This window comes from Chamaesiphon sp. VAR_48_metabat_403 (assembly GCF_031422475.1).
Taxonomy (GTDB): Bacteria; Cyanobacteriota; Cyanobacteriia; order Cyanobacteriales; family Chamaesiphonaceae; genus Chamaesiphon.
In genome coordinates, this window is record NZ_JANPLS010000400.1 from 1 (window position 1) to 22,932 (window position 22,932).

The 22,932-nt window shown below is 41.3% G+C and carries 22 protein-coding genes; all 22 read right to left on the bottom strand.

Annotation, left to right across the window (positions count from 1 at the left end; translation table 11 throughout):
* Positions 1–60: 60 nt before the first annotated feature.
* The 22 genes from RMO79_RS18830 to RMO79_RS18935 all read right to left on the bottom strand — a co-directional run bounded on the left by RMO79_RS18830 (position 61) and on the right by RMO79_RS18935 (position 22,728).
* Positions 61–1,140 (bottom strand): glycosyltransferase family 4 protein, encoded by a 1,080-nt coding sequence (locus RMO79_RS18830; protein WP_310484775.1) that lies wholly within the window; start codon positions 1,138–1,140, stop codon positions 61–63.
* 190 nt (positions 1,141–1,330) lie between these two features.
* Entirely contained in the window at positions 1,331–1,999 is a 669-nt protein-coding gene (locus tag RMO79_RS18835; RefSeq protein ID WP_310484776.1) for a methyltransferase domain-containing protein, read from the bottom strand.
* The gene (locus tag RMO79_RS18840) at positions 1,986–3,113 is read right to left on the bottom strand and encodes a glycosyltransferase family 1 protein (protein ID WP_310484777.1); all 1,128 of its coding nucleotides are present in this window, start codon (positions 3,111–3,113) and stop codon (positions 1,986–1,988) included. Before RMO79_RS18840 ends, RMO79_RS18835 begins: the two co-directional genes overlap by 14 nt.
* Before the next feature lie 53 nt (positions 3,114–3,166).
* The gene (locus RMO79_RS18845) at positions 3,167–4,258 is read right to left on the bottom strand and encodes an acyltransferase family protein (RefSeq protein WP_310484778.1); all 1,092 of its coding nucleotides are present in this window, start codon (positions 4,256–4,258) and stop codon (positions 3,167–3,169) included.
* A 55-nt stretch (positions 4,259–4,313) separates the two neighbouring features.
* Complete coding sequence (locus RMO79_RS18850) at positions 4,314–5,591, bottom strand: glycosyltransferase family 1 protein (protein WP_310484779.1); 1,278 nt, start codon at positions 5,589–5,591, stop codon at positions 4,314–4,316.
* 9 nt (positions 5,592–5,600) lie between these two features.
* A complete protein-coding gene (locus RMO79_RS18855) occupies positions 5,601–6,614 on the bottom strand; it encodes a glycosyltransferase family 2 protein (RefSeq protein WP_310484780.1) in 1,014 nt (337 codons plus the stop codon).
* 109 nt (positions 6,615–6,723) lie between these two features.
* Positions 6,724–7,452 carry a class I SAM-dependent methyltransferase gene (locus RMO79_RS18860; protein ID WP_310484781.1) on the bottom strand — a complete coding sequence of 243 codons (729 nt, stop codon included), beginning with the start codon at positions 7,450–7,452 and terminating at the stop codon, positions 6,724–6,726.
* A 53-nt stretch (positions 7,453–7,505) separates the two neighbouring features.
* A complete protein-coding gene (locus tag RMO79_RS18865; protein WP_310484782.1) occupies positions 7,506–8,702 on the bottom strand; it encodes a glycosyltransferase in 1,197 nt (398 codons plus the stop codon).
* The gene (locus RMO79_RS18870; protein WP_310484783.1) at positions 8,699–9,634 is read right to left on the bottom strand and encodes an SDR family oxidoreductase; all 936 of its coding nucleotides are present in this window, start codon (positions 9,632–9,634) and stop codon (positions 8,699–8,701) included. Before RMO79_RS18870 ends, RMO79_RS18865 begins: the two co-directional genes overlap by 4 nt.
* A complete protein-coding gene (locus tag RMO79_RS18875; RefSeq protein ID WP_310484784.1) occupies positions 9,631–10,476 on the bottom strand; it encodes a class I SAM-dependent methyltransferase in 846 nt (281 codons plus the stop codon). The genes RMO79_RS18870 and RMO79_RS18875 overlap by 4 nt, the downstream gene beginning before the upstream one ends.
* Positions 10,466–11,056 (bottom strand): acyltransferase, encoded by a 591-nt coding sequence (locus RMO79_RS18880; protein ID WP_310484786.1) that lies wholly within the window; start codon positions 11,054–11,056, stop codon positions 10,466–10,468. The genes RMO79_RS18875 and RMO79_RS18880 overlap by 11 nt, the downstream gene beginning before the upstream one ends.
* A gap of 38 nt (positions 11,057–11,094) precedes the next feature.
* The gene (locus tag RMO79_RS18885; RefSeq protein ID WP_310484787.1) at positions 11,095–12,093 is read right to left on the bottom strand and encodes a glycosyltransferase family 2 protein; all 999 of its coding nucleotides are present in this window, start codon (positions 12,091–12,093) and stop codon (positions 11,095–11,097) included.
* 103 nt (positions 12,094–12,196) lie between these two features.
* A complete protein-coding gene (locus RMO79_RS18890; RefSeq protein WP_310484789.1) occupies positions 12,197–13,222 on the bottom strand; it encodes a glycosyltransferase in 1,026 nt (341 codons plus the stop codon).
* 52 nt (positions 13,223–13,274) lie between these two features.
* Positions 13,275–14,393 (bottom strand): glycoside hydrolase family 99-like domain-containing protein, encoded by a 1,119-nt coding sequence (locus RMO79_RS18895; RefSeq protein WP_310484790.1) that lies wholly within the window; start codon positions 14,391–14,393, stop codon positions 13,275–13,277.
* Positions 14,387–15,511 (bottom strand): glycoside hydrolase family 99-like domain-containing protein, encoded by a 1,125-nt coding sequence (locus RMO79_RS18900; RefSeq protein WP_310484791.1) that lies wholly within the window; start codon positions 15,509–15,511, stop codon positions 14,387–14,389. Before RMO79_RS18900 ends, RMO79_RS18895 begins: the two co-directional genes overlap by 7 nt.
* Positions 15,512–15,607: 96 nt before the next feature.
* The gene (locus RMO79_RS18905; RefSeq protein ID WP_310484792.1) at positions 15,608–16,858 is read right to left on the bottom strand and encodes a glycosyltransferase; all 1,251 of its coding nucleotides are present in this window, start codon (positions 16,856–16,858) and stop codon (positions 15,608–15,610) included.
* A gap of 85 nt (positions 16,859–16,943) precedes the next feature.
* Positions 16,944–17,618, bottom strand: coding sequence for a class I SAM-dependent methyltransferase (locus RMO79_RS18910; RefSeq protein WP_310484794.1), 675 nt, complete (start codon positions 17,616–17,618; stop codon positions 16,944–16,946).
* Positions 17,619–17,834: 216 nt separating this feature from the next.
* Positions 17,835–19,115 (bottom strand): ABC transporter ATP-binding protein, encoded by a 1,281-nt coding sequence (locus RMO79_RS18915; protein ID WP_310484795.1) that lies wholly within the window; start codon positions 19,113–19,115, stop codon positions 17,835–17,837.
* Between the two features lie 44 nt (positions 19,116–19,159).
* A complete protein-coding gene (locus RMO79_RS18920; protein ID WP_310484796.1) occupies positions 19,160–20,002 on the bottom strand; it encodes an ABC transporter permease in 843 nt (280 codons plus the stop codon).
* 59 nt (positions 20,003–20,061) lie between these two features.
* Positions 20,062–21,012 (bottom strand): GDP-mannose 4,6-dehydratase, encoded by a 951-nt coding sequence (locus RMO79_RS18925; RefSeq protein WP_310484797.1) that lies wholly within the window; start codon positions 21,010–21,012, stop codon positions 20,062–20,064.
* A 175-nt stretch (positions 21,013–21,187) separates the two neighbouring features.
* Entirely contained in the window at positions 21,188–22,189 is a 1,002-nt protein-coding gene (gene galE, locus RMO79_RS18930; protein ID WP_310484798.1) for a UDP-glucose 4-epimerase GalE, read from the bottom strand.
* A 194-nt stretch (positions 22,190–22,383) separates the two neighbouring features.
* Complete coding sequence (locus RMO79_RS18935) at positions 22,384–22,728, bottom strand: hypothetical protein (protein ID WP_310484799.1); 345 nt, start codon at positions 22,726–22,728, stop codon at positions 22,384–22,386.
* Positions 22,729–22,932: the final 204 nt, after the last annotated feature.

The window sequence follows — 22,932 nt, forward strand, 5'->3', positions numbered from 1 at the left end:
AAAAAACGACAAGACAGGCGGACTTTGCATCACCAGCCACGATTTCAATCGTAGGCATTTCTATGTAGCAACTTGAGTTAGATTTACCGATTTAACAATCCGCACCCACCGTTCTGCCCACTGCTGCGCGCTATAAGGCTCGGCATGTTGTTGAGCGCGTTTGCCCCACAGTGACAAGTCATCATAACGATCGTGGACGGTTAGTAATGCCTGTGTGAGTGCATCAACATCATCAACCGGAATTGTAATGCCATTATAGCCAGAGCGGATCACTTCGACAGAAGAACCACACACCTGAGTGCAGATAATGGGCAAACCAGCCGCCGCCGCTTCTACTAGTGCTAACGGCCAAGGATCGAAACGACTGGGTAACAAAAATGCTCCAGCCTGGAGCCAGACAGCTCTGAGTTCGTCCGGTTGTAAAAAGCCGCGATTGTCAATTCCCAGTTGATTTGCAAGCTGAGACTCTAGTCCGCCCTTGCCACAACACACGAGCTGCCACGGATCGGTAACTTGCAGGCGGTACTGCTGATATGCTGCTACTAGGGTATCTATGCCCTTCTCCTGACTATATCTACCCACAAATAGAAAAGAACGCGGCCACGGCGATTGGTTTCGTTCTGGTAGCAGCGGCGATAAATTTTGATAGTCTACGCCACACATCCCCAATGAAGAAATATTGTTGGCGGGAATTCCCAATCGGCGAGCATATTGCCAGCTTCTCTCTCCATTCACCACCACATAAGCCATCCGCTGGAGATAAGAGCGCAGTAATAATGGGGTCAAATATTGTTTCCAACTCCCCCACCAGGGAGTATCCATACACATAATAAATTTGAGATTTTGAAACCGTGGCGAGAAAGCAAGCTGACGATAAGGTGTATGAAACCAGCCACACACTACTAATACGTCAGGTTTTAAATCGCTGATTAATTGCTCGATTAATCCACGATCGTCTCGCTCTTGAATATCTAACAGCCGACACGGAATGTCTTTCATTAACTCATCTGAAAAAACAGTTTGAGTTCGAGCTTGGAAAGCAATTATAAATAGCTCAATCTCTGGCAGAGCTGCTAGCGATCGCCAGCAAGCCGCCATATAACCAGAAATATCAGACCAACAGACAACAACTTTAGTCATCGAGCTTAGTTATATAACAATTAAAAGATTTGATTTAGTGCTACCGATCGAATATTCATTTTGCTCTTTTTTAAAAACAAAATTATTTAGACCACATTCTGCGCCTCATAAAATCTCTGCCCGAACAGCTTTGCTTTTTATAAAAGTACGGTGTGTTATCCCGTAAGGGATAACACACCGTATATGCTATTCATTTTTGACACTGAATTCCCAGCTCTGATTGCCAACGTTCTAAGTTTTCGACATCATTGAAAACCTCAATTCCAGAATCGCTAAATTCAGCTCTGCGAATGTTTGTAAATCCGGCTTGACTCAGCTCTGTAGATAATGAATTGTAGTCATACATCCATAAATGATGGCTGTTAGCCAACCACTCTTTAATGAAACTCATAAAATCTCTTTGCCGCTGTTCTTTACCGAGCAAAGTTATTCTCATAAACTCATGTGCGGCTTCGGAAGTATTGGCTTCGATATATGCTTTTGCCATAGTTGCCAAATCTGGCACTACCAACCGAAAAATCCCCCCTGGTTGTAAGTACCGATAACAATTGGCTAAAGCAGAACGTAATTCTTCTAGGCTAATGTGTTCGAGTACGTGAGAACAATACAAAAACTCAATACTTTCATCGGGAATCGGTAAACCATCGACAATGTTGCCATATTTCACATTTTCAGGAAAGCGTCCGAACTGTCCTGATGGCATCAGATTACCGATAATTGGCAGCCGCTGAAGCCTTATCGCTGGACTAGCATCAAAGTTGAGCCATCGCTCTGGCGCGCATAGTCCACAACCGAACTGAGTAAACCGAGCTGATGCTGTTGATAACATATCTTTGACCTCTGCGTTAGACATACTCATAAAATGCTTTCTGGACGCGATCGACACAGTGTGCCCAAGTATAATTTTGAGAGTGTTCTCGTCCTCGCTGGCTATACTCCGCTCTCAATTGTGGATTTTCATACAGTTGATTTAAGGTATCGACAACAGCGGCGGTATTTTCTGGTTCTACTACAATCCCTGCCGTCCCCACCACCTCTGGTAATGAAGCGCGATTACTCACAACGACAGGAGTTCCGGCTGCCATTGATTCGATGGCAGGGATGCCAAACCCTTCATAATGCGAGAGAAATAGTAACGATGAAGCACACCTTAGCAACCGAGGTAAATCATCATCTGGTACAAGTCCTAGCAGTTTGATATTAGATAACTCTCGTGCCGCCGCAATATATTCTGGCTCAGAATCTCCAGCTACGACAATTTGTAAATCCGAACGAATATCGAGCAAGCCTTTAGCTATATTCAGAATAAAGTCCCCACCTTTCTTTAATCGCAAACCACCGATTATCAGAGTATAAGGCTCCACGATCGGTTTTACTAATTTTGCCGGATCGATCGAAAAAATATCGTAAAATGGTTGCTCTACTCCACACCCAACCACAACTATTTTACGAGCATCTGCGCCTAACAACTCGATCATCCGCTGTTTGGAAAATTCAGAGATGGTAAGAATCAAGCGGTAATTAGCTAAAGCTTTATAAATCCACTGACTCCACTTATATCGAAACCAACGATGTTGTCGCGTATTCGACCAAGGCAGATCGGTTTCAAAGGCTTGGATATCATAAATAGTGACTGCTACCGGACAGCGAGACACTGGAATATAAGTTTCCATTGGTGTAAATAACCAATCTGGATGTTCGGGAAGATACCGATCCATTTTGGGGAATTGAGCCAATTTCCATAGTCGCTCGGTGAGATTTTCTGGTAGAGGAAATGTTTTTAATGGTAAATCTCTCAGCGGAGAACGCGGATCGAGTTTACCATCTGCTTGTAGCCATTGCCGTGCTAGTAGCAACTCTAAATTAATGTTTTCCTGCGCTGCTAATCCTAGCAAGGTATTATTAATATGTCGCCCTGCACCAGTACATGGTAGATACGTTCGGGTCGGATGGATGTAAGAAACTATGTGCATCAAATTTTTAGTTAATACTAGTTAGTTGCCGATGCAAAACATTTTAATGGCAGTCAAAATATTCGACTCAAAAGCACATTCTTTGATGCAACTATAGACATCGAGACTGATAACAACCAGACAAGAATAGAAATAGAAAAAATAGAAAGCCATAGAAAATCATGAGATTGTTGTTGCCAACTTGTAAGATTAATCCCGTAAGAAATTAATTTTACAAAGAAGTAATGAATGGCATAAATTCCTAGTGCATGTCTGGATGAGATCTCTACAATTTTTCTGAGAGAAACAAATTTATCGAATATTTCCTGGATTTTATTTTCACTACGACTGAGCAGTAACATTATCGAAAAAGTTTGAATTAATATAAAAATACTGGGAGGATCTTCCCAGATTTTCGTAAAGTAACCAAGTTTCAGGCTGCTTGCAAGAGTCAGCGAGAACACTAGTAACGTTGAGACAACCGCACCAATCCATAAATAAGTATCTTTGATTTTAAAATACTTCTTGTCGATAATTAATTTTGGTAATAAAAAATATCCAAAATATATATTCCCCCAACCCAGCCCCGAACTATAAAAGGATTCAACTTGTTCTCCTGTAAATAGATTCCACACGGAAGTTATATGATAAACCAGCGAATTTGAGACAAAAGCAACACAGAGCAGGGCTGTTCCTTGTTCGTCCAAATGCCTGAATAATAGCCGAGATAATGGCAAAGATATATATAATCCCAGCAACATATAAAGGAACCACAAATGCGGTGCAAAAGCCGAAATACCTAGCAGACTTTTAGTAAATAATTGTTTGACGAAATCAGGGTTGCTTTTGGCACTCAAAACTAGTGCTAGCAAAAAATAGAATAGAGACCAAAAGGCTAAGGGTGTGAGAAGATTGTAAATTCTTTTGCCGATAGCACCGTCTTTCTCCAGTAAAACATAGCCACTAACTGCAATGAAAAGTGGCACGCCAGTGCGGGGAATTGAATTCCAAAAAACCACCGATGTCCAGTTAACCAGATCGATCGATTTATTTAAGTCGAGGTATGCCTCAGATACATGAATTAGGATAATGAAAAATGCCCCGGCAGTTCTAATTACATCGATCCAGGAATATTTTTTATTTTGCCTGTTTGATATATGAGTCATCACCTAAATTTCTTCAATAAATTAGATATGTATCTGAAACTAATCTAGTCGTGAATTAGTAACATGGAGAATTCGATTGTGACATCATGCGCTTGTAAACTTTTACAGTCTCATCTGCTGTTTTTTGCCAGGTAAATATAGTGGATCTGGCAATACTAAGCTGAGAATAATTGGTTCGCAATTCAGAACTATGATAAAGTTTTAGCATACATTCGCACAATGTATCTTCATCTGTAGGCGAAACTAAAAACCCAGCTTCTCCGACAACTTCGGGTAAAGATGAAGTATTAGAACTAATAACCGGACAGCCACATTGCATCGCTTCTAGCACTGGCAACCCAAATCCTTCATAAAGAGAGGGGAAAATAAAGCCAATCGCATCGCTATAAATTGCGGCTAAGTCATTATCGTCAACGAATCCTGTAAAGTGAATGAATTTTAAATCTGCCGCTGTTAAATGGTTTGCCGCAGCCATTAACGCGCTAGCTTCTTTGTTACCACCACAGATGACTAGATGTAAATCTTGAGTTTTTTCTTGTGAAATAACTTTTTTGAAACAAGCGATTAAATGCTCCATGTTTTTATGTGGAGCTAGAGAATGCAGCGATAGAAAATAATTTCCTTCTGGGATTGCGTATTTCTGCTTTTTTACTTCAATAGTAGTTTTATCTGTAATCGGATAAAAAAGTTCGGGAGCTGCTGCTAAATAGATAGTAGTAACCCGTTCGGGATTTAACTTTCGTCTGGCTAATAAGTCGTTGCGGGTTGCCTCTGAAATTGTTGTAACCCAATCATCGGGTTGAATAGTATCGATCAGTCTTTGATTAATACCGCGCAAACCTGGCGGGAAATATTTTTCGTCTAAAATTAGTGGGGTTAGATCGTAAACAGTCTGAATGTGACGATTTGGAAGTGCTGCTCTAACTTGCTTGGGAATGCGTGGATAGGTAGAATGAAAAATATCGGCTTGGGCTAATTTTTGTTTGTCGATCGGTTGTCTAGTAATATTTAATAATCTAGAAAAGTTCAACAAAGTTAATTGCTGAATTTTTTGGATAAAATTACCCGAACTATTCGTACTAATTTGCTTGTTTAGTCGATTGATATTTCTAGCCAAGAAGCTCACCGGATCGATCGCCGAATGAAGTTCGGGGTGAGCGTTAAGCAATCTTTCTGTTTGCAGTGATGCTTCGATCGATCCAGTCGCCGAAAAACTCAGATCGTCTCCAAATTTTTGATGGAGCAACTCAGCTAACGTCCAGGCTGTGCGAGCGACTCCCGTTCTGGTGTTAGGATTGTCACCAACTGAAGAAATATCAAAAATTACTTTCATTTATTGTATTTATTCGACTAATAGTTTACGAATTCCCCCAAATGTATACCTAGTCCAATAAGCATGAGGATTAGCACACGAGCGTAATAATAACTTTAACGCTCTGACAATACGCGGTGTCTCCTGTTGCTGAATAGCTGTAGTTAAATTCTCATACCAAATCAATCGATCCAACCAGAGCTTGGCTGGCTGATGTAAATCTCGATACTCTAAATCGGCAAGAATGCTGTTAGCAATACATTGACCTTCTTGTTTGACATTAGCTGGGGCTGTTTTTTGCTCTTGATGACATCTAAAGTTAACTAGTACTCGATCGCTATAATTAACATTTGGATGGTGGTACACGTATCTGACTACTCGATCGAAATCAAATTGCAGATTTAACTCTTCATTCAGAAAACCAATTTCTTTCAAATATTTGGTCTTAAACCAAAACCCTGGCTGATGATAAACGGTAGCTTGTTTGCTCGGAAAATCGGTCGTGTCAAACCCAGTCAATAAACCTTTAGAGGTGATATTTTGCGGCAATACTTTTACTTCTCTGTCATTCTCATAGAAGTTATTGACAACCCCAACAAAAGCATCGCTATTTTGCATTCCTTGAGCGATCGCGAATAAAGCACCAGGCATTAAAACATCATCCGAATTAATCCAGTTAAAGATTTCACCTGTTGCTTTTTCTAATCCTTTATTGATAGCATGAGTTTGACCGCGATCGGGTTCGCTGACCCAATAAGTTAACCACGGCTCGTACTTTTTGATGACTTCGATCGAGTTGTCGGTACTCCCACCATCGATGATGATGTACTCTAAGTTAGGATAACCTTGCAACAACACCGATCGAATAGTTTCTTCTAAATAATGTCCGTAGTTATAATTAGGTGTAAGTACGGTAATTTTTGGCCATGAGTAAGATCGATCGATATCAATTGTCAATTGTCTATCTACCGCCCAAGGCCAACCAGCTTGTTCTGTAGAACAAGCTGGAAAGTTATCTAATATCGAAGAGGCAAATTCAGGCATGTTATAAATAATTTTGAGTATATTTAGTCAATAATAATCCAGGCTAAATGGATGTTTTGTGACGGATAATTTTAGCCGTTTTCAATAACTCAACACAATAATTTATTAGTTAAACACGATCGACAATACAAACGCCAGGACAAACATCTTGCAATATTTTTGCATCATATTGCCGAATCAACTGGAGCATCCCTCTTCGAGAAAAATGATTGATATGTACATCATTGTCTCCAAATGTGGAAACAATATCGATTCTTCTCAAAAGCAGTCTTAATGCGTTCCGCATAATGCTCCAATTCAAACCGGGGACGGCTATATATATCAGCCCTCCAGGATTGAGAATAGAGAATACATCTGTCATAAAAGGCTGAATCGAGGGGACATGCTCTAGTACCATATCAATGACAATCGCATCAAATTTTCGATCGACAAGACTCGCAGAAAAATATCCAGGTATTAAATCTAGTGATAAATTATTTTTAGCATATTCCACTGCATACATGTTAGGTTCTACACCCACACAATCTACACCTAAATCTTTCGCAGCTAGGATCGTCGTGCCTATTCCACACCCAATGTCTAATATAGTTTTAATTTTAGCGTTATGAGCTAGCAATTGATGAATGATTTTTGAAGAATGACTTTTATGCTCTTCATGCTTATTTACATGCCATTGAAGATCTAAATTCAATGCAGCATCATCTTCATGATAGTTTGGACGCTGAAAAAACGATGTACATTTAACACAAAATTTTAAAGGAGTTTCCTTGCCAGTTCTCGATCCTTTGAGCTTGCTAATCTCGAATAGGTTTGAATTACAAATAGGACATTCAATCATTTTTTTTAGGTTTTTGAAGTTTTATATTGTAAAACAATCGATTACGAGTTTAACTAAAGAACATCTTTAGCAATTTCTAAAAATCGATGCCCGAATTCCCGAACTTCGATCGAGGCAGTTTCGATCGCGATCGCCTCTCGTTCTAAATCGGGGCCAGGATGGAGTTTTTCCCACCATTCACCCATGAGTTTGGCTAAATGTTCGGGAGATTCACATTCAAAGAATGCACTATTAGGTGGATTTTGTTCGATATGTACTGGTAGATTTGACAGGATAATTGACTTACCTAATAATCTCGCATCTTCTACTAACGTACTCCAACCTTCAAATAAAGAGGGCTGAATTATCGCACTTGCCCGTCGCATTAACTGTACCTGATCGAATTTAGGAATTAAACCTAGCAAATATACCTGCTGAGACAGCCCTAATTTATGGATACTTTGTAAGATGGTATCGGAATGATCGGGCTTTCTATTGTCATATATATGTCCCGTGCAAACAACTACAGGATAAATTCCATCTTGTTTGAGCAGATTTAGAGCCTTAAATACCATCAAATGATTTTTGTGCTGCCAAAACTGATTGCTGATTAAAAAGAACTTATCTGGTAAGCAATATTCCTGCTGTACTCGAATGGGATCTCCTTCAAACCATTTGGGAATGGGGACTGTTTTAAAACAAAGCACTTTTGTTTTCCCAATACTTGCTGGAAAAAACTTGTGCATGTCAGATTCGGCTGATTTACTATTTAAAACAATAGTACCAGCTCGATCTGCTACTCCTGAAAACCAACTATCTCGACCGCTAATATCCTCAGCACTGAAGAAATTAGTTAAATATTTGTGTTGTAAATCGAAAATACAGTCAGCCGACTTATAGGGTTGATTTGCAGCATTACTGCTCAGATACGGATAGACAAAATCGATCGATCTAGCTTTGAAAAATTTATCTAGTCTGGGACTAAGTTGCCCAGATACTATTTTTATTCCTTTCCAATAAACTTGATTGACAAGGTTAATTGGTTCGAGACAATCTTCTTCATACAGCAGTTCGTCTAAATAAGGCTTGACTTGCTGTTGAATATCTTCATTAGTTGTTTTACTACAAAGTAGCAATAGATCGAAGGTCGATCGCACCTCTGGCGGTAGACTACCTAAAGCGATCGCAATATTCTTGATATACTCAATTCCCGCAATCCAACCCAGTCCGCCTTGCATTAGTAAGCAAATTCGCAATCGTTCCTGTTTCATACCCCTACCAATTCCGCGCGACACCAAGTTGTAAAAGTTTTAACCCCTCGATCGAGCGAGACTGCTGGACTAAATCCGAGTGCCCGTAATTTAGAAATATCAGCTTGCCAATTGAGTGGATTTCCGACTGGAACAATCCCATCGAAATGTGGCAGATTGTCAGATTCTAACGATGCGAGAATCTGACTGGCAAGCAGATCGATCGTTACTTCTTCGCCAGTTGCTAAATTGTATGCTTCGCCTGCCATTGGAGCTTTAGTGGCAACGAGCGAGAGTGCGTTGGCAATATCTAATGCGTGAATGAAGTCGCGACTTTCTCGACCCGTACCCTGAAGATTGACAGCATTTTGCACGATCGCCTTTTGGCAGATATCCCACATGACTTGACGGCGTAAACCAGGCCCATAAGCAGAGAATATCCGCACGCTGGCAGTCGGCAATCCATAGATCTTTGCATATTCCAGGCATAGTTGTTCGCCTTGGAGCTTATGAAAACCGTAAGGCGACAGTGGTTGTGTCGGCTGCTCTTCGCTAATCGGTAGCGATTGCGGATTGCCATAGACTGCGGCACTAGACAAAAAGATAAATCGACATTGAGGTGCATTCAGCCGGAGGGCATCGAGCATTTCCAGCGTTAGCAACGTATTACTGTAGAAGTCTGCGGTAGGATCGGTTACGGATAAGCCAACAGATGCTCTTCCAGCACAATGAATACAAATCGAGAACGGATAATCCTGAAGTATTTCCTTTAATTGTGGACTCGGTAATCTCAGGGAGTAGTATTTCACCAAATTAGCTAGCGGTGCATTCTCTGGAGGAGAAGTACCAATACCGACCACAGACCAGCCTCGATCGGCAAAAGAGCGTGCGATATAGCGACCGAGAAATCCCGTAACACCCGTAATTAATACGACTTGGCTACTTGCAATCATGGCTTAACGGCTAAGAATGAATACAGACGACCGGGACTATCGAGCCTGTTGGAGGCATACCGGATATACAAGTTTTGTAACATTTTGATGTCAGCTAACTTAGACCCTAATCGATGCCCCAACCGCCGGATCGAGACTGGTCTAAATAAATTCTGGCATTCCATCTCGGTCATTGGTGCATAGTTAATAACACTCTCTAAAGGGGCGATCGTTCGGTGTATTTTTAAACCTGCTAAATTAATCGCGTTAGTATACTGCTCTAGTAAATAGGCATTTTCTCCACCATACAGAGAATGGAGCGGATGAGAGTCTAAAAACTGCTGTAGGTCTTCCTGTTTAGAAATAACATGTTCGCGAGTAGCTAGAAAATAGCCATTAGGTTTTAAAACTCTGGCAGCTTCTTTACATAACCGATCTAGATCGCGAGCGTGATGCAGCACGGCTCTGCCATAAACAACATCAAAAGTGTTATCGGCAAATGGTAATGTTTCGCCCCATTCTTGGACTACGGAAATCGGTAAAGAGGAACTATCCGCTAGCGTCTGAATTGCTCCAGCACCCACTATTTGACTGGAATTTGGCTCTAAAGCTGTTACACGATAACCAGATTTTGCAAAAGCATAACTAGAAATCCCCCGACCAGCACCGATGTCTAAAACTTGCCCAGGAATTCGATCTTTGAGCAGTTGAGTAACGGCTTGCCATTCCTCACTATTGCTAAAACGTTCTGCGGCAGTTTGGAGCGGATCGTCATAGTAACAGGCTTGGGCGAGTTGTTTTCGATCGGGTTGGTCGCGAAGCCATTGTACTGCTTCCTCCCAAGTGAGTTGCTTAACGCTCATGTTCTGGAATCTCCCGAATAAGTTTTGCTGGATTGCCACCGACAATCGTCCAGGGGGCAACATCTTTAGTGACTACCGAGCCTGCACCGACAATCGCACCTTCTCCAATCTGAACTCCTTTGAGGATGATGGCATTAAATCCAATCCAAGCCTTATCTGAGATCCGCACGGGCAGACAAGCAACATTGCTCCAATCTTTTTTGCCATTTCTCCAGTCAGTAATATCATTAGCTCGTTGAGAAAAGGCAATTGCATGGGAGTTATGATCGACGACGGTCGTTCCCCAGCTAATCATTACATCACTACCAATCCAGATTTCTCGTGCAGCAATTAGATCGCCATTGATAAACGAACGCTGACCGATCGATATTTTGGCATTTTCTCGATCGAAAATTAGCCGACCTGAAACTTGAGTATCTCGATCGATCTCTACGGTAGAACCTGCTTTATAGGTGAGATTATCTAAAGAAAAAACAGATGATTCGTGAATTACGATCGAGGCAATATCTACAGATGGCTTCGATCGCTCTTCTAGTTTAGATGCTATGCGATAGAAAATTTTAGCTCCAATTTTAAACATGTTTTCACTATGTATTAATAATCTATTTTTTGGGTTGTTTAATAGATGGAGTTACCGATTTTACGACGCAGTAGATCGGGCAAGCTCATTGGATCGGCAGCTAAATTTTTAAGTCTTCGCTTTAGGGTTGATAGATTGGTACGAACCTTGCCAGCTAAAGAATCTGCTGCTTCCATTACTTTGCCACCCAGCAGACAATCGAAGATATATTCATCAGCATCACGATGAGCGACTATAAACGGTGGATGTTCGAGCTGTGAGATTTCGGATAGTGGTAAGGCTGCTAAATTACTCTGATGAGTTGTATGGGTTGCATCGGGACGAAATCCAATATTTGTAATTAAGTTGACTTCAGGGACGATCGATAAACCACCCTGAGACCAACAGGCATAATTCCACTGATAGTCCCATGTATCGATCTTGCCTTGATGAACTCGATCTAAGATCTCCGTCCAATATTTTTGCTCGTAAGGATTGGGATGAATTGATTCAATTGCTTGAGATTTTTTGAATTCTTCCCAACTTTTTAAATTCACATCATAGTTTTGCCATGCTCTCCGCCAGGATGCCCAACCCCAGATACCAGGATATTTAGAGAAGTAGTAGCTATAAGGCGTTCTCGTTTGACCGAACTGTAAATTAGTACCCTCAATATGCACGATCCGATCGTCATAGCGATATTTTTCTAGCAAAGTTTCACAGAACTGAAAAAACGATGGTGCTGGCAAACAGTCATCTTCTAAGATAATTGCTGCTTCAACTAACGAAAACACCCAATCGATCCCACTAGAAACTCGGCGTTTACATCCAAGATTGATATCCGAGTAATTAGTAAGAACTTCACATTCCCAGTCTACTCGATCGATTACAGCACGAGTAGCTACACATTTTTCGACTTCACCAGGTAGATCTGTTCTTGGGCCATCTGCAACAACTAGCAGCTTCAGAGGTTTCGCTTGACGAATTGCCTCAAAGACTCTTTCTGTTGTATCGGGACGATTAAAGATAATGAAGGCAACTGGGGTTGAGAGGCTCATTGCAGAATTGAGGAATTGTAGTTGAATTAGCTTAGATGGATTTAGTCGATCGACTTTAGGATAAATTAGTTAGAATCGTACTATGATAACTGGACCGTAACTACTATTGAGATGGCATTAAACTGTTAGTTAAATTTTTCATTTTAGAAACTAACTCTTTTAGATTAAACTTAAATCTAGAAAGGCTATAATAAACGATTGCTAGGATGTATGGAACTCTCGATCGCATCGAGCTGTCAATATTCTTATTTTCTTTAATCAGGAGAGGGGGCAGAGCATTCATTTGACTTTTATATGCAAGAAACTCTTGCTTCCATAAATCGATGGTCTTTAGTATTCCCGATTCTCTCGCAAGAGCTTGTTCGGATGATACTGCTACTGCTTTCATATAGTCATTATAAAGCCTTAAAGTTCTCTGTCGTTCGGTTTTCCCCCAGCTATCCCAGTGGCACTCATTATTTACAACATGTACGAACCAATTCTTATTTACAAACAGAGATTCATAGTTTAACAATAAATCGGCAAAATAAATGACAGGAAAGAAGCTATTCTCAATATGGTCTTCCCAAAGTTCAAAGTTTATGAATTTAGGGTTAACAAACATTCCTGTTAGGATGAATCCATTCTCCATATATCGAAGCGAACTTAACGATCCAGGATCGATTATTGTATCTTCAGAAAAAGGATTGCAGACAATACATTCAAGAGAACCATCTTCTAAATAAGAATATCTCGGTACAAAAAAAGAGCCTACTGTACGCTGTTTGTCTAGATTATCGATTGTCTCAATTATCTCTTTAAGGCTATCTTGTTGAAGCAGATCGTCATCAGTTAGAACCGTACAAAAATCGGCAACAGATTCTGCTACCATATCTCTGATATTTAGACTCATTCCTTTGTTCTTATCATTCTGCCGAACGCTAACAAATTGGGAAAAAGAGGCAACAGCTTCGATCGTCTCAGCAAGATCGATATTAGGGCTGCAATCAACAACTACAGTTACCTTAACTCTGTCACATAAATTTAGCTCTTCAACTTGTGAGGCAACTGACAACACTGCCCGAACGAATGATTGAGGTCTTTTATAGGACGGAATTAAAAATTCTAAAGTTTTCGATCGTTGTGTCATTGTGTATGAAATTTAATAATATTGCCCAATCTCAGCCGATCGAGAGTCTAGATTATTTATGCAAGTATGCCTTTTTTAGAGATCTTTGAGTTGCTTCTAAATAGGCATGTCCCCATTTTTGGCAAGGTTCCAGATGATTGCCTTCTGCCCACTCGTTCCAGGCATTAATAAATATAATGCCATTACTATTCGGATCGCTTGTCTCTTTCTGCACCACAGCAGTCAACCAGGTTTCGTACAGTTCGGGCGTGGAATTATGGAAAATTGCGGCACCACCTTCTCTGCGGCGGGCACTATTATCCCAAGCTGGAGTAACACAAGAAAACCGAGGATACGACACTGATGGCTTTGCTAGCATCCGATCGACGATCGTTGCATAATCGTAGATGGCGTTATTGCCATAAGCAGGTTCCGCCAGTTTGAGCGATCTCGCGATCCGCCACAATCTTCTCGCACTTTGCAGCGGGTGTCCCAACTGTACCCAATCTGGTTGAAACTCAACCGCAGCATCGAAACCGATATCGAGAGGATTGCTACGTTCCCTCTCGCCACCGCTTTCAACTTTTACCAGATAAATATCACCCACACCCAATTTATGAGCTTCATCTCGCCATGTTGCCGCAGTGGCGATCGGATCTGGAATTTGACTGGCTTTATAAACCAAAAATAGCGGCTTGCCATCGATCCGAATATAGCGCGGATCTTGAAAAGCTTGCGCCAGATATTGCATGTGCCGTCGATCGTCATCTTCACTATAAATCTGTTCTGCTAAAATCTCACGATCGAGTCCATCCCAACGACGAGTCCAATTTTCGTTTGCCCAACACAAACAAAATGGAAAATCTGGCTCTTTAGAAGCTAGTACATCGTTAAAAGGTCGCTCTAATAGTCGCTTGCCTGTAAACCAGTAATGGTAATAACAAAACCCATGAATCCCATAAGCTGTTGCTAAATCAGCTTGCGCTTGCCTAGCTTCGGGTAGTCGCAGATCGTAAAAGCCCAAATCGGCAGGCTGATGGGGCTGATAGTGATCGGGAAAGAGGGGCTTGGCTCTACTAACATTAGTCCACTCGGTAAATCCCTTTCCCCACCATTCGTCGTTTTCTGGAATCGGGTGATATTGCGGTAAATAGAAGGCGATCGCTTTAAGCAAGGAATGATTGGCTAGCATTTAACGACCTCCCGCGATGGTTTTAACAGCACCCGCCGCACTGCCTCCAGATATTGGGTGCCATATTTAAGATCGGGTTCGAGATGATTACCTTCGGCCCATTCATTCCAGGCATTGATAAATAAGATCCTTTCGTCCTGGGGTTTTTCGATTAAGGAGCTAACTACTTCTGCCAAAGCAGCTTCAAATATTTCTGGAGATGAATTGACTAAAACGATCGCATTTTTGCCACGTCTGGGTGTATTGTCCCAAGATACAAAAACGCAGGGATGGGATGGAAAACCGAGCTGGGCAGCTTCAATCAATTGCCCTAGCATCAATTGTCGCGATTCAACAGAGTCATATACTTTCAGTATCGAACTCGTAATTCCTAGTTTGATATTTCTCGCTAATTTGGCGATGGTGCGATTATCATTCATAAAGTCTGGAACTGCACCAAGTTTTGGTTGAAAGAACAAAGTGCTATCAAACCCAATGTCTTGGAAATTAAACCCAGGACAGTGTGAGTCTACTCCCATTAAGTATGGTTCGGGCAAGCCATTTTTGATACATTCATTTTTAAAAATGTCTACCGTTTTCATCGGATCGGGTAGATCTAGTGGTCTGTAAACTAAGAATAAAGGTCTACCTTTAATCTTGATGTATCGATCGTCTGCAAAAGCGGGCAGGAGCGCGCGAACGTGAGCGAGATCGTCAGTGGGGGAATAACTTTGTTGTTTGAGGATATCTTTTTCTTCTCCCAACCATCGCCGCGACCAAGTTTCATTTGCCCAACACAAACAAAAAGGAAAGTCTGGCTTCCCTGATGCGAGCACTTCATTAAAAGGTCGTTCTAGTAGTCGCTTACCTGTAAACCAGTAGTGGTAATAACAAAAACCACTTATTCCATGCGCTCTGGCAAGATCGGCTTGAGCTTGACGAACTTCTGGGAGTCGGAGATCGTAAAAGCCTAAATCGGCTGGCAGATGTGGTTGATAATGTCCTGAAAACAAAGGTTTTGCTTTGGCAACATTAGTCCATTCCGTAAAGCCTTTACCCCACCATTTATCATTTTCTGGAATGGGATGATATTGGGGTAGGTAAAATGCTATCGCTTTCATGTCTGGGTTTGAGGTCATAAAAATAGATGATAGTTTAGGTGCTTATTAGGACAGATAACGACTTCTCATAATTGTTAAATTATCTAAAGATAGTTCGATCGATAGCATTTAGAATTAAATACGATCTACCGTCTTTAGCCCGCGCAAGCTTTTGACTATTTTTATCAGACCAGTCGCTCTTAACGTGTCGATAAATATATCGATAGCACGAAGTTTAACTATATTTGCGAACCAAGGGATCGTGAGAAATTTTCTGAAGTTACCTGAAAATAGAGAACTCATCATATTCTGAATTTCTATCTCGACTGCCTCTGGAGAGAAGAGCTTTTTAGCATGGCTTTGTCCCGCTAGCCCAATTTGGGCGCGATATGCAGAATCTTTTAATAGATCGATAACAGCCGTTGAGAATTCTTGAGGAAGATCGGCAATTAATAAATGTTCGCCTGAATTAGCTTTTAGTCCTTGCGCGCCCACAGATGTCGTGACAACTGGAAGCCCTAAAGACATTGCTTCAACTACCTTCCCTTTCATACCTGCACCAAACCTAAGCGGCGCAATTGATATAGCAGCTCGTTGAAGATAAGGAGTTGTATCGGGAACGTACCCGACAACATTAATTCCTGGTTTTTTACCAAGTTCGAGAATTTCTGGGGTCGGATTACTGCCAACGATCGTTAGAGTTGTATCTGGCAAACAGTCTTCGATCTCCGACCAGATATGCTCCACAAACCACACAATGCCATCAATATTTGGAGACCACTTGAACCCACCAATAAAAATAAGCTCTGTTGAATCGCCGATCGATTGTTTTTGAATAGCCGCAATAATAGGAATGACAAATATTTTCAGGTTTTTGTCTTCTTCTTGAAGAAGTTGACGATCTAGCTCTGATGCCGCGATAACTAGATCGACACTTGCATAAGCATTTAATTCTTTCTTCTTTGTCTCTTCGACTTGTTCCTTTGCAATCAGACCTAGATTGAGTGCCAATGATTCTCTAGCAAAGTGTAAATCGACAGAATCAATAATAATTTTGGCATGGGGTTGATATTTTCTACAGGCAGAAACTACATATTCTCCTGCCATCCAATAAAACTCGAAAAAGATGATATGGTAATAAGATTTTGCTAATATTCCCTTGACACCTAATTTATCGGTTAACCTTGTTACGTTGATATCCGCCAATAGATTTTCATATCTCTGTCGATCGAGATCCGCAAGTGTTTTGTCTTCTGATTCGATCCAAATATCGACTGTGTGATGCTGTGCGAATATCTTTAAAATCTCGAATAGTCTTTTATCACCAGCATTACAATCAGGCTTAGGAATGGCATGATTTATTACAAGAATTTTTAAATTTTTCATTACTATCTCTCGTTGTTACCAACCAAAATATATTTGGTCATGCATCTATAAATCGTGCATTTCTACTCAAAATTGAGTATGGATACTATTGGTCGAGCCGCTCTAAAATCCAATTACTATCTCTTTCCGCTAAAGAAGCTAGTGGATAAGGAGCCTCTGGCACCTCTTTTTCAAAGAGAACGCGATAAGCTTTATCGATCGATCTCACCATTTTGTTTTTAATTTTCCAAGATAGTTTAGGAATCTGGACTGGTGCTTTTGCTAAGTCAATTTCTTCAATTTTATTGGGTGTGAAAAAATGCAGAAAACCGTCACACATCGGGTAGTAGTAACAATTAAACCTTTCGGCAATTATCTTCATTGATTCTTCTGTGTAAAAAGATATGTGTTGCCCGCAGATCTCGAAAATATAGAACCAAGATTCAAGATTTTCTACCGACTCAGATGGTTGCAGCATCGTCGAAAAAAGAACATTGTCACCTAGTGAAAATATCTCACTAATCTCTTTCATGGGATCTGGTAAATGCTCTAATACTTCAAAACAAGTTATTAACTCAAATTCTTTTTCTTCATTGGTTAAATCAGAAATATCGAAATATTGAGCGAACAGATTTTGAGCGTATTTATCTTGCCGATAAAAGTCTAGTCCTCGATCTCTCATCATCCGAGTCAACACGCCAACCCCGCCACCGTAGTCCAAAAACTTTTTCTTAAAATTAAAATGTTTAACGATTAGATCTTCCGTTACCTGACTCAGCATAGTCGGACGTGAGATTATAGTTACGTCTAGAGGTGTGAAAGGGAGTTTATATGCTTCTTCAAGCCAATAAGGAGCTTCCGTTTGCAAAAAACCACAACTCGAACATTTAAAAAATGTAACATCATACTTTGCCAGTATCTTCTTTTTAAAGACTGACTTTGACAGAGAGTTGCAAATCTTACAATTCATATTTATTACCTAAAAAAATCATATATTTTAATTGTAAATCTTTTCTTCCTGCCAAGGAAGTTCAACTAAAATCACACCAATATTTCGATGATCGTTGTATTTTGCTATTTTTGTACCTGTCTCACAAACTCTGAATCGAATCATGTCATCATATCGACTAATTAGTCGAAAAACCCGTTTGAACTGGAATGCAGCAAAGCTGATAGTATAGCTGCCAGGCATGAGAAATAGTTCTGGTATTTGAACGCTAGCCTGATAAAGACCTGGAGTTTTGTCCATTTTTTGTTTGTCAGATGCATCAGAATAGACTGTTGTAAATACTGAAGTGCCTTCACTTGTTTTAATCCGTATCGATATTTCTACCTCTGTGATTGCTTCTACAACTTCGTAATTTAAATTGATAGTGAATGGAGATTTTACATCTAGCTCTGTCGATGCTTCATTTAGGTTGTTTAATAAAGTTATTTTGGTAAATAAAATTTCTTTTCTTTCGATTGGTTGTTCGAGACATACTATTGGTCGATCTGAAGATGATTGCGTCAAGTACTTTGAAAGTATTTGAGATGCATCACCTTGATGAACGATCTGCCCCTTATTTAGCCAAATAACTCTATGACATAACTGCTCGATTGTAGACATTTGATGACTAACAAAGATGATTGTCTTGCCTTCCTTCGAGACATCTTCCATTTTTCCTAAGCACTTCTTTTGGAATTGAGCATCACCTACAGCTAATACTTCATCTACGATCAAAATTTCTGGTTCCAGGTGTGCGGCTACTGCAAATGCCAATCGAACATACATCCCACTCGAATACCGTTTGACTGGAGTATCTAAAAACCTTTCAACTTCAGCAAAGGCAACAATTTCATCAAATTTCCGAGTAATTTCGACACGATCCATACCTAGAATTGCACCATTTAGAAAAATATTTTCTCTACCAGTCAATTCTGGATGAAATCCAGTTCCTACTTCTAACAAACTTGCTACTCGTCCCGCCATCCGGATTTTACCCTGAGTTGGCTCGACAATTCGACTCAGAATCTTTAGCAATGTTGACTTACCTGCACCATTTCCACCAATAATCCCAACTCGATCTCCTTGTTCGATCTCAAATGAGACATTATTGAGTGCCCAAAATTCTTCAGAATTACTATCTGAAATTTGCGACTTTCTTTGGAATGGGTTTAATAAACTTTTTGCACTGCTAGCGATGGAATCTCGTAAAGTTGTATAGCTTTCCTGTTTTTGATGTCCGAGAATATATTTCTTACTTAGATTTTCGACCCTGATTACGGTGTCAGACATAAATTATTATTCCAGCTTTCGATTAATATCTCCAATTGCCAAACTTAAATTACATCGGCAAATGTCCGCTCCATTTTTCGGAAATAGATAATTCCGACGATTAGAAGTATAAGTATTAGCCCTAATGATAACGCTAATCCTGGTAAATACAGTTTTGCGTCTCCACCTAAGATCGACCAGCGAAATCCATCGATTACGCCGACCATCGGATTGAGGGAATAAAGCAATCGGTACTGTTCGGGGACGATACTACTACTAAATCCGACTGGCGAAATATACAGTCCAATCTGGGTGATGAATGGCACGATAAACCGAAAATCGCGGTATTTAACATTGAGAGATGCAAACAATAAACCAGCTCCGATCGAAGCTGCAAATGCGATCGCAATAAACACGGGTAACATTAATATTCGCCAACTAGGAACGTAATTATACCAAGCAATCAATCCTAATAAAATGATTCCAGAAATCATAAAATCTACAAAACTTACAACGATCGCACTTACTGGCACGATCAATCGTGGAAAGTAGACTTTAGAGATTAAATTAGCATTTCCAATCAAACTATTACTACACTCAGATAAAGCATTAGCAAAAAACTGCCAAGGTAGCATCGCCGAGAATACTAGAATCGGGTAAGGCACACCTTCGGATGGTAATTTGGCTAAATTGCCAAATACAACTGTAAATACCACCATTGTAATAAACGGTCGAATCAACGCCCACGCAATCCCGATCGCAGTTTGCTTATAGCGTACCAAAATATCCCGCCATGCCAAAAAGTAAAATAATTCTCGGTACCGCCAGATATCTTGCCAATACTGTCGCTCGGCTCGTCCAGCTTCAATAATTAATTCTGGATTAGCACCTGTACTTTTGACACTCATAAATATGCTTTTTAATAATAATTCAGATCGATTCTCCAAAGGAGAGGCTCCGCCAACGATTAAACTTTAGCAGCACTCATCATCCGGACGACATCAGTCATTTTATATTTAGCCTTCCAGCCCAGAATTTCTTGGGCTTTGTGTGGATTGCCCCTACCTACTGCCAAATCTGTCGGTCTTAATAAACTATTGTCGATCGCGACATGTTCGCGCCAATCTAAATTTACTGCGGCAAAAGCGGCGGCGACAAAATCTTCTAAGCGGAAACTTTCCCCGGTGGCAATTACATAATCGCTTGGTTGGTCTTGTTGCAACATCAAATGCATGGCTTCGACATACTCTGGTGCCCAGCCCCAATCCCGCTGAATGTGCATATTCCCCAAACTCAGCGTCTCTTTGCTACCGCTAGCAATCCGACACGCTGCGGCGACAATTTTTTGAGTTACAAATCGTTCTGGACGTAGGGGCGATTCGTGATTGAATAAAATTCCAGAGCAGGCGAATAACCCGTAAGCTTCTCGATAATTAGCTACTTCCCAAAAAGCGGCGGCTTTGGCGACTGCATAAGGACTTCGGGGTCGGAAGGGTGTTTCTTCATCGGCGGCAGTGCCGCCAGTGTCCCCGAAGCACTCGCTGGAACCAGCATTATATAGTTTAATGCCAGCACCTAAAAAGCGAACGGCTTCTAGTAAGTTGAGGGTGCCTGTCGCAATACTTTCGAGCGTTTCTACTGGCTGCCCGAAGGATAAGCTAACTGAAGTTTGACCTGCTAAGTTATAGACTTCATCTGGTTGAAACTTTGTCAGCACCTGCAAGACACTCCGAAAATCGGTCAGAGACATCGATTCTAGCTGGACTCGATCGGCAATACCCAAAGATTTAAGGTTGCGAAAACTAGACATCTGCGCGTCTCGCGAAGTACCACAGACAATATAGCCGCGATCGAGCAACAATTGAGCTAGATAAGCTCCATCTTGACCGGAAACACCACAAACGATCGCTCTTTTCATTTCCTTTATCAATTTCAGATCTGTACTTAGGTAATTTCCCAGAATAAATATACCGCAGCCGTAGGCACAACCAATGGCAGGCTACGCCAACGACTTCGCTCAATCAACTGACAAACCGAGGGTTGAGCGAAGTCGAAACCCGTCAGCGAAGGTGTCTTGTGTACGGGGAATCACATTAACTAAAATGTCGTACTTGGTGCCAAACCCATGCATGTTTGACGATCGTTGTCAAGTCTGCATATTGGGGTGCCCAACCTAACATTTCACGGGCTTTAGCACTACTCCCGATCAGGATGGCGGGGTCGCCTGCTCGTCTGGGGCATTGTTCGATCGCGATTTCTTTGCCCGTTACTTGCTTGGCGGTGTCGATGACTTCTTTAACCGAGAAGCCGCTACCGTTACCGAGGTTGAAGATTTGGCTGACGCGGTTTTGTAATAAATATTCTAGCCCTAAGACGTGAGCTTGAGCGAGATCGGTAACGTGGATATAATCTCGAATGCAAGTTCCATCGGGAGTCTCGTAATCGTCGCCAAAGACGGAGATCGCGGGGCGTTTGCCCGCTGCGGCTTGTAAGATTAGGGGAATTAAGTGAGTTTCGGGATTGTGATCTTCCCCAAACATGCCATCGGGATCGGCTCCAGCGGCGTTAAAGTAGCGGAAAATGACCGATTTTAGTCCATAAGCCGGATCGTAGTCTTGTAAGATCCGCTCGACGGCAAACTTGCCCGCACCATAGGGATTAATTGGTTGCTGGGGATGCTCTTCGGTAATGGGAATGTACTGTGGGTTGCCGTAGGTCGCGCAGGTAGAGGAAAATATAAAGTTATCGATCCCGTGCTGGCGCATCGCATCGAGCAGCGTCAGGGTACCGACGACATTGTTTTGATAATATTTAGCCGGATCGGTGACTGATTCGCCCACGTAGGCGAATGCGGCGAAATGCATGACTGCATCAATCTTGTTATCGGTAAATAGTTTATCCAGAAAAGATCGATCGCTAATATCGCCGACTACTAATTTAGCTTTGAGGTGGGTCTCAACAGGATCGCGGTGCCCGTAGACGAGGTTATCTAAGATAATGACTTGAAAACCTTTTGCTTCTAGGGCTTTAACGGCATGAGCACCGATATATCCAGCCCCACCCGTTACTAATATTACTCGATCGGCTGAATCCATAATTAATTGAAAAATCTGTAATAACGATCGAAAATGCGATTGCTAGTTTGCGCTCTTAGGTTTTAGGATGCCCTAAATTGCTGAGTCGATCGATTTGTGGCGATCTAAATCCGCAAAAAGACGGTAGCTTAAATAGATAAATAACTGGTATATTTATATACAAACAACTTAAATTCAAGCTAGTTCTCATTCAACTACCGAATGGTGCTAAAAGCCTTAACTCCTTGGTAATAATTTACACGAGCTTCACGGCGCGTAAACTCGCCCACAGAAGGGTTTCCATTTGGGTGAACTACACCAGTCACCCGCTGCCAGAGTTCATCTGGAGCTAACGATAGTTCGTAAGTCCGATCGCCAGTTTTACATACGTAATACCATTTAGTAGCTTGACAGCAATCGCACCAAAAAGACTCTAGCCATTCACCAGTAATCGAGATTGTAGTGTGAAATTCGATCGACATGCGGGCAGATAAGCTATCCATACCTCTCGCCTCAAGCTGTTCCGGTCGGTCGGCAAACAAATAATATTTTTTACTCACACTGTCTAGATGACAGTGATGAATGGGGCAATAAATACTCCGTCGTTTAGATCTACTCCGATTTTTGACACACTTATTCTGCACTTCGGCCTCCTTCGCTGAAATTTACGGCAGTGAACTGAAGGTTGCGGGGGAGAGACTGAGATCTAAAAGATCGTCAAAGCCCACTCCGGTAAATTACCATACACTATCCCCAAGGGGTTT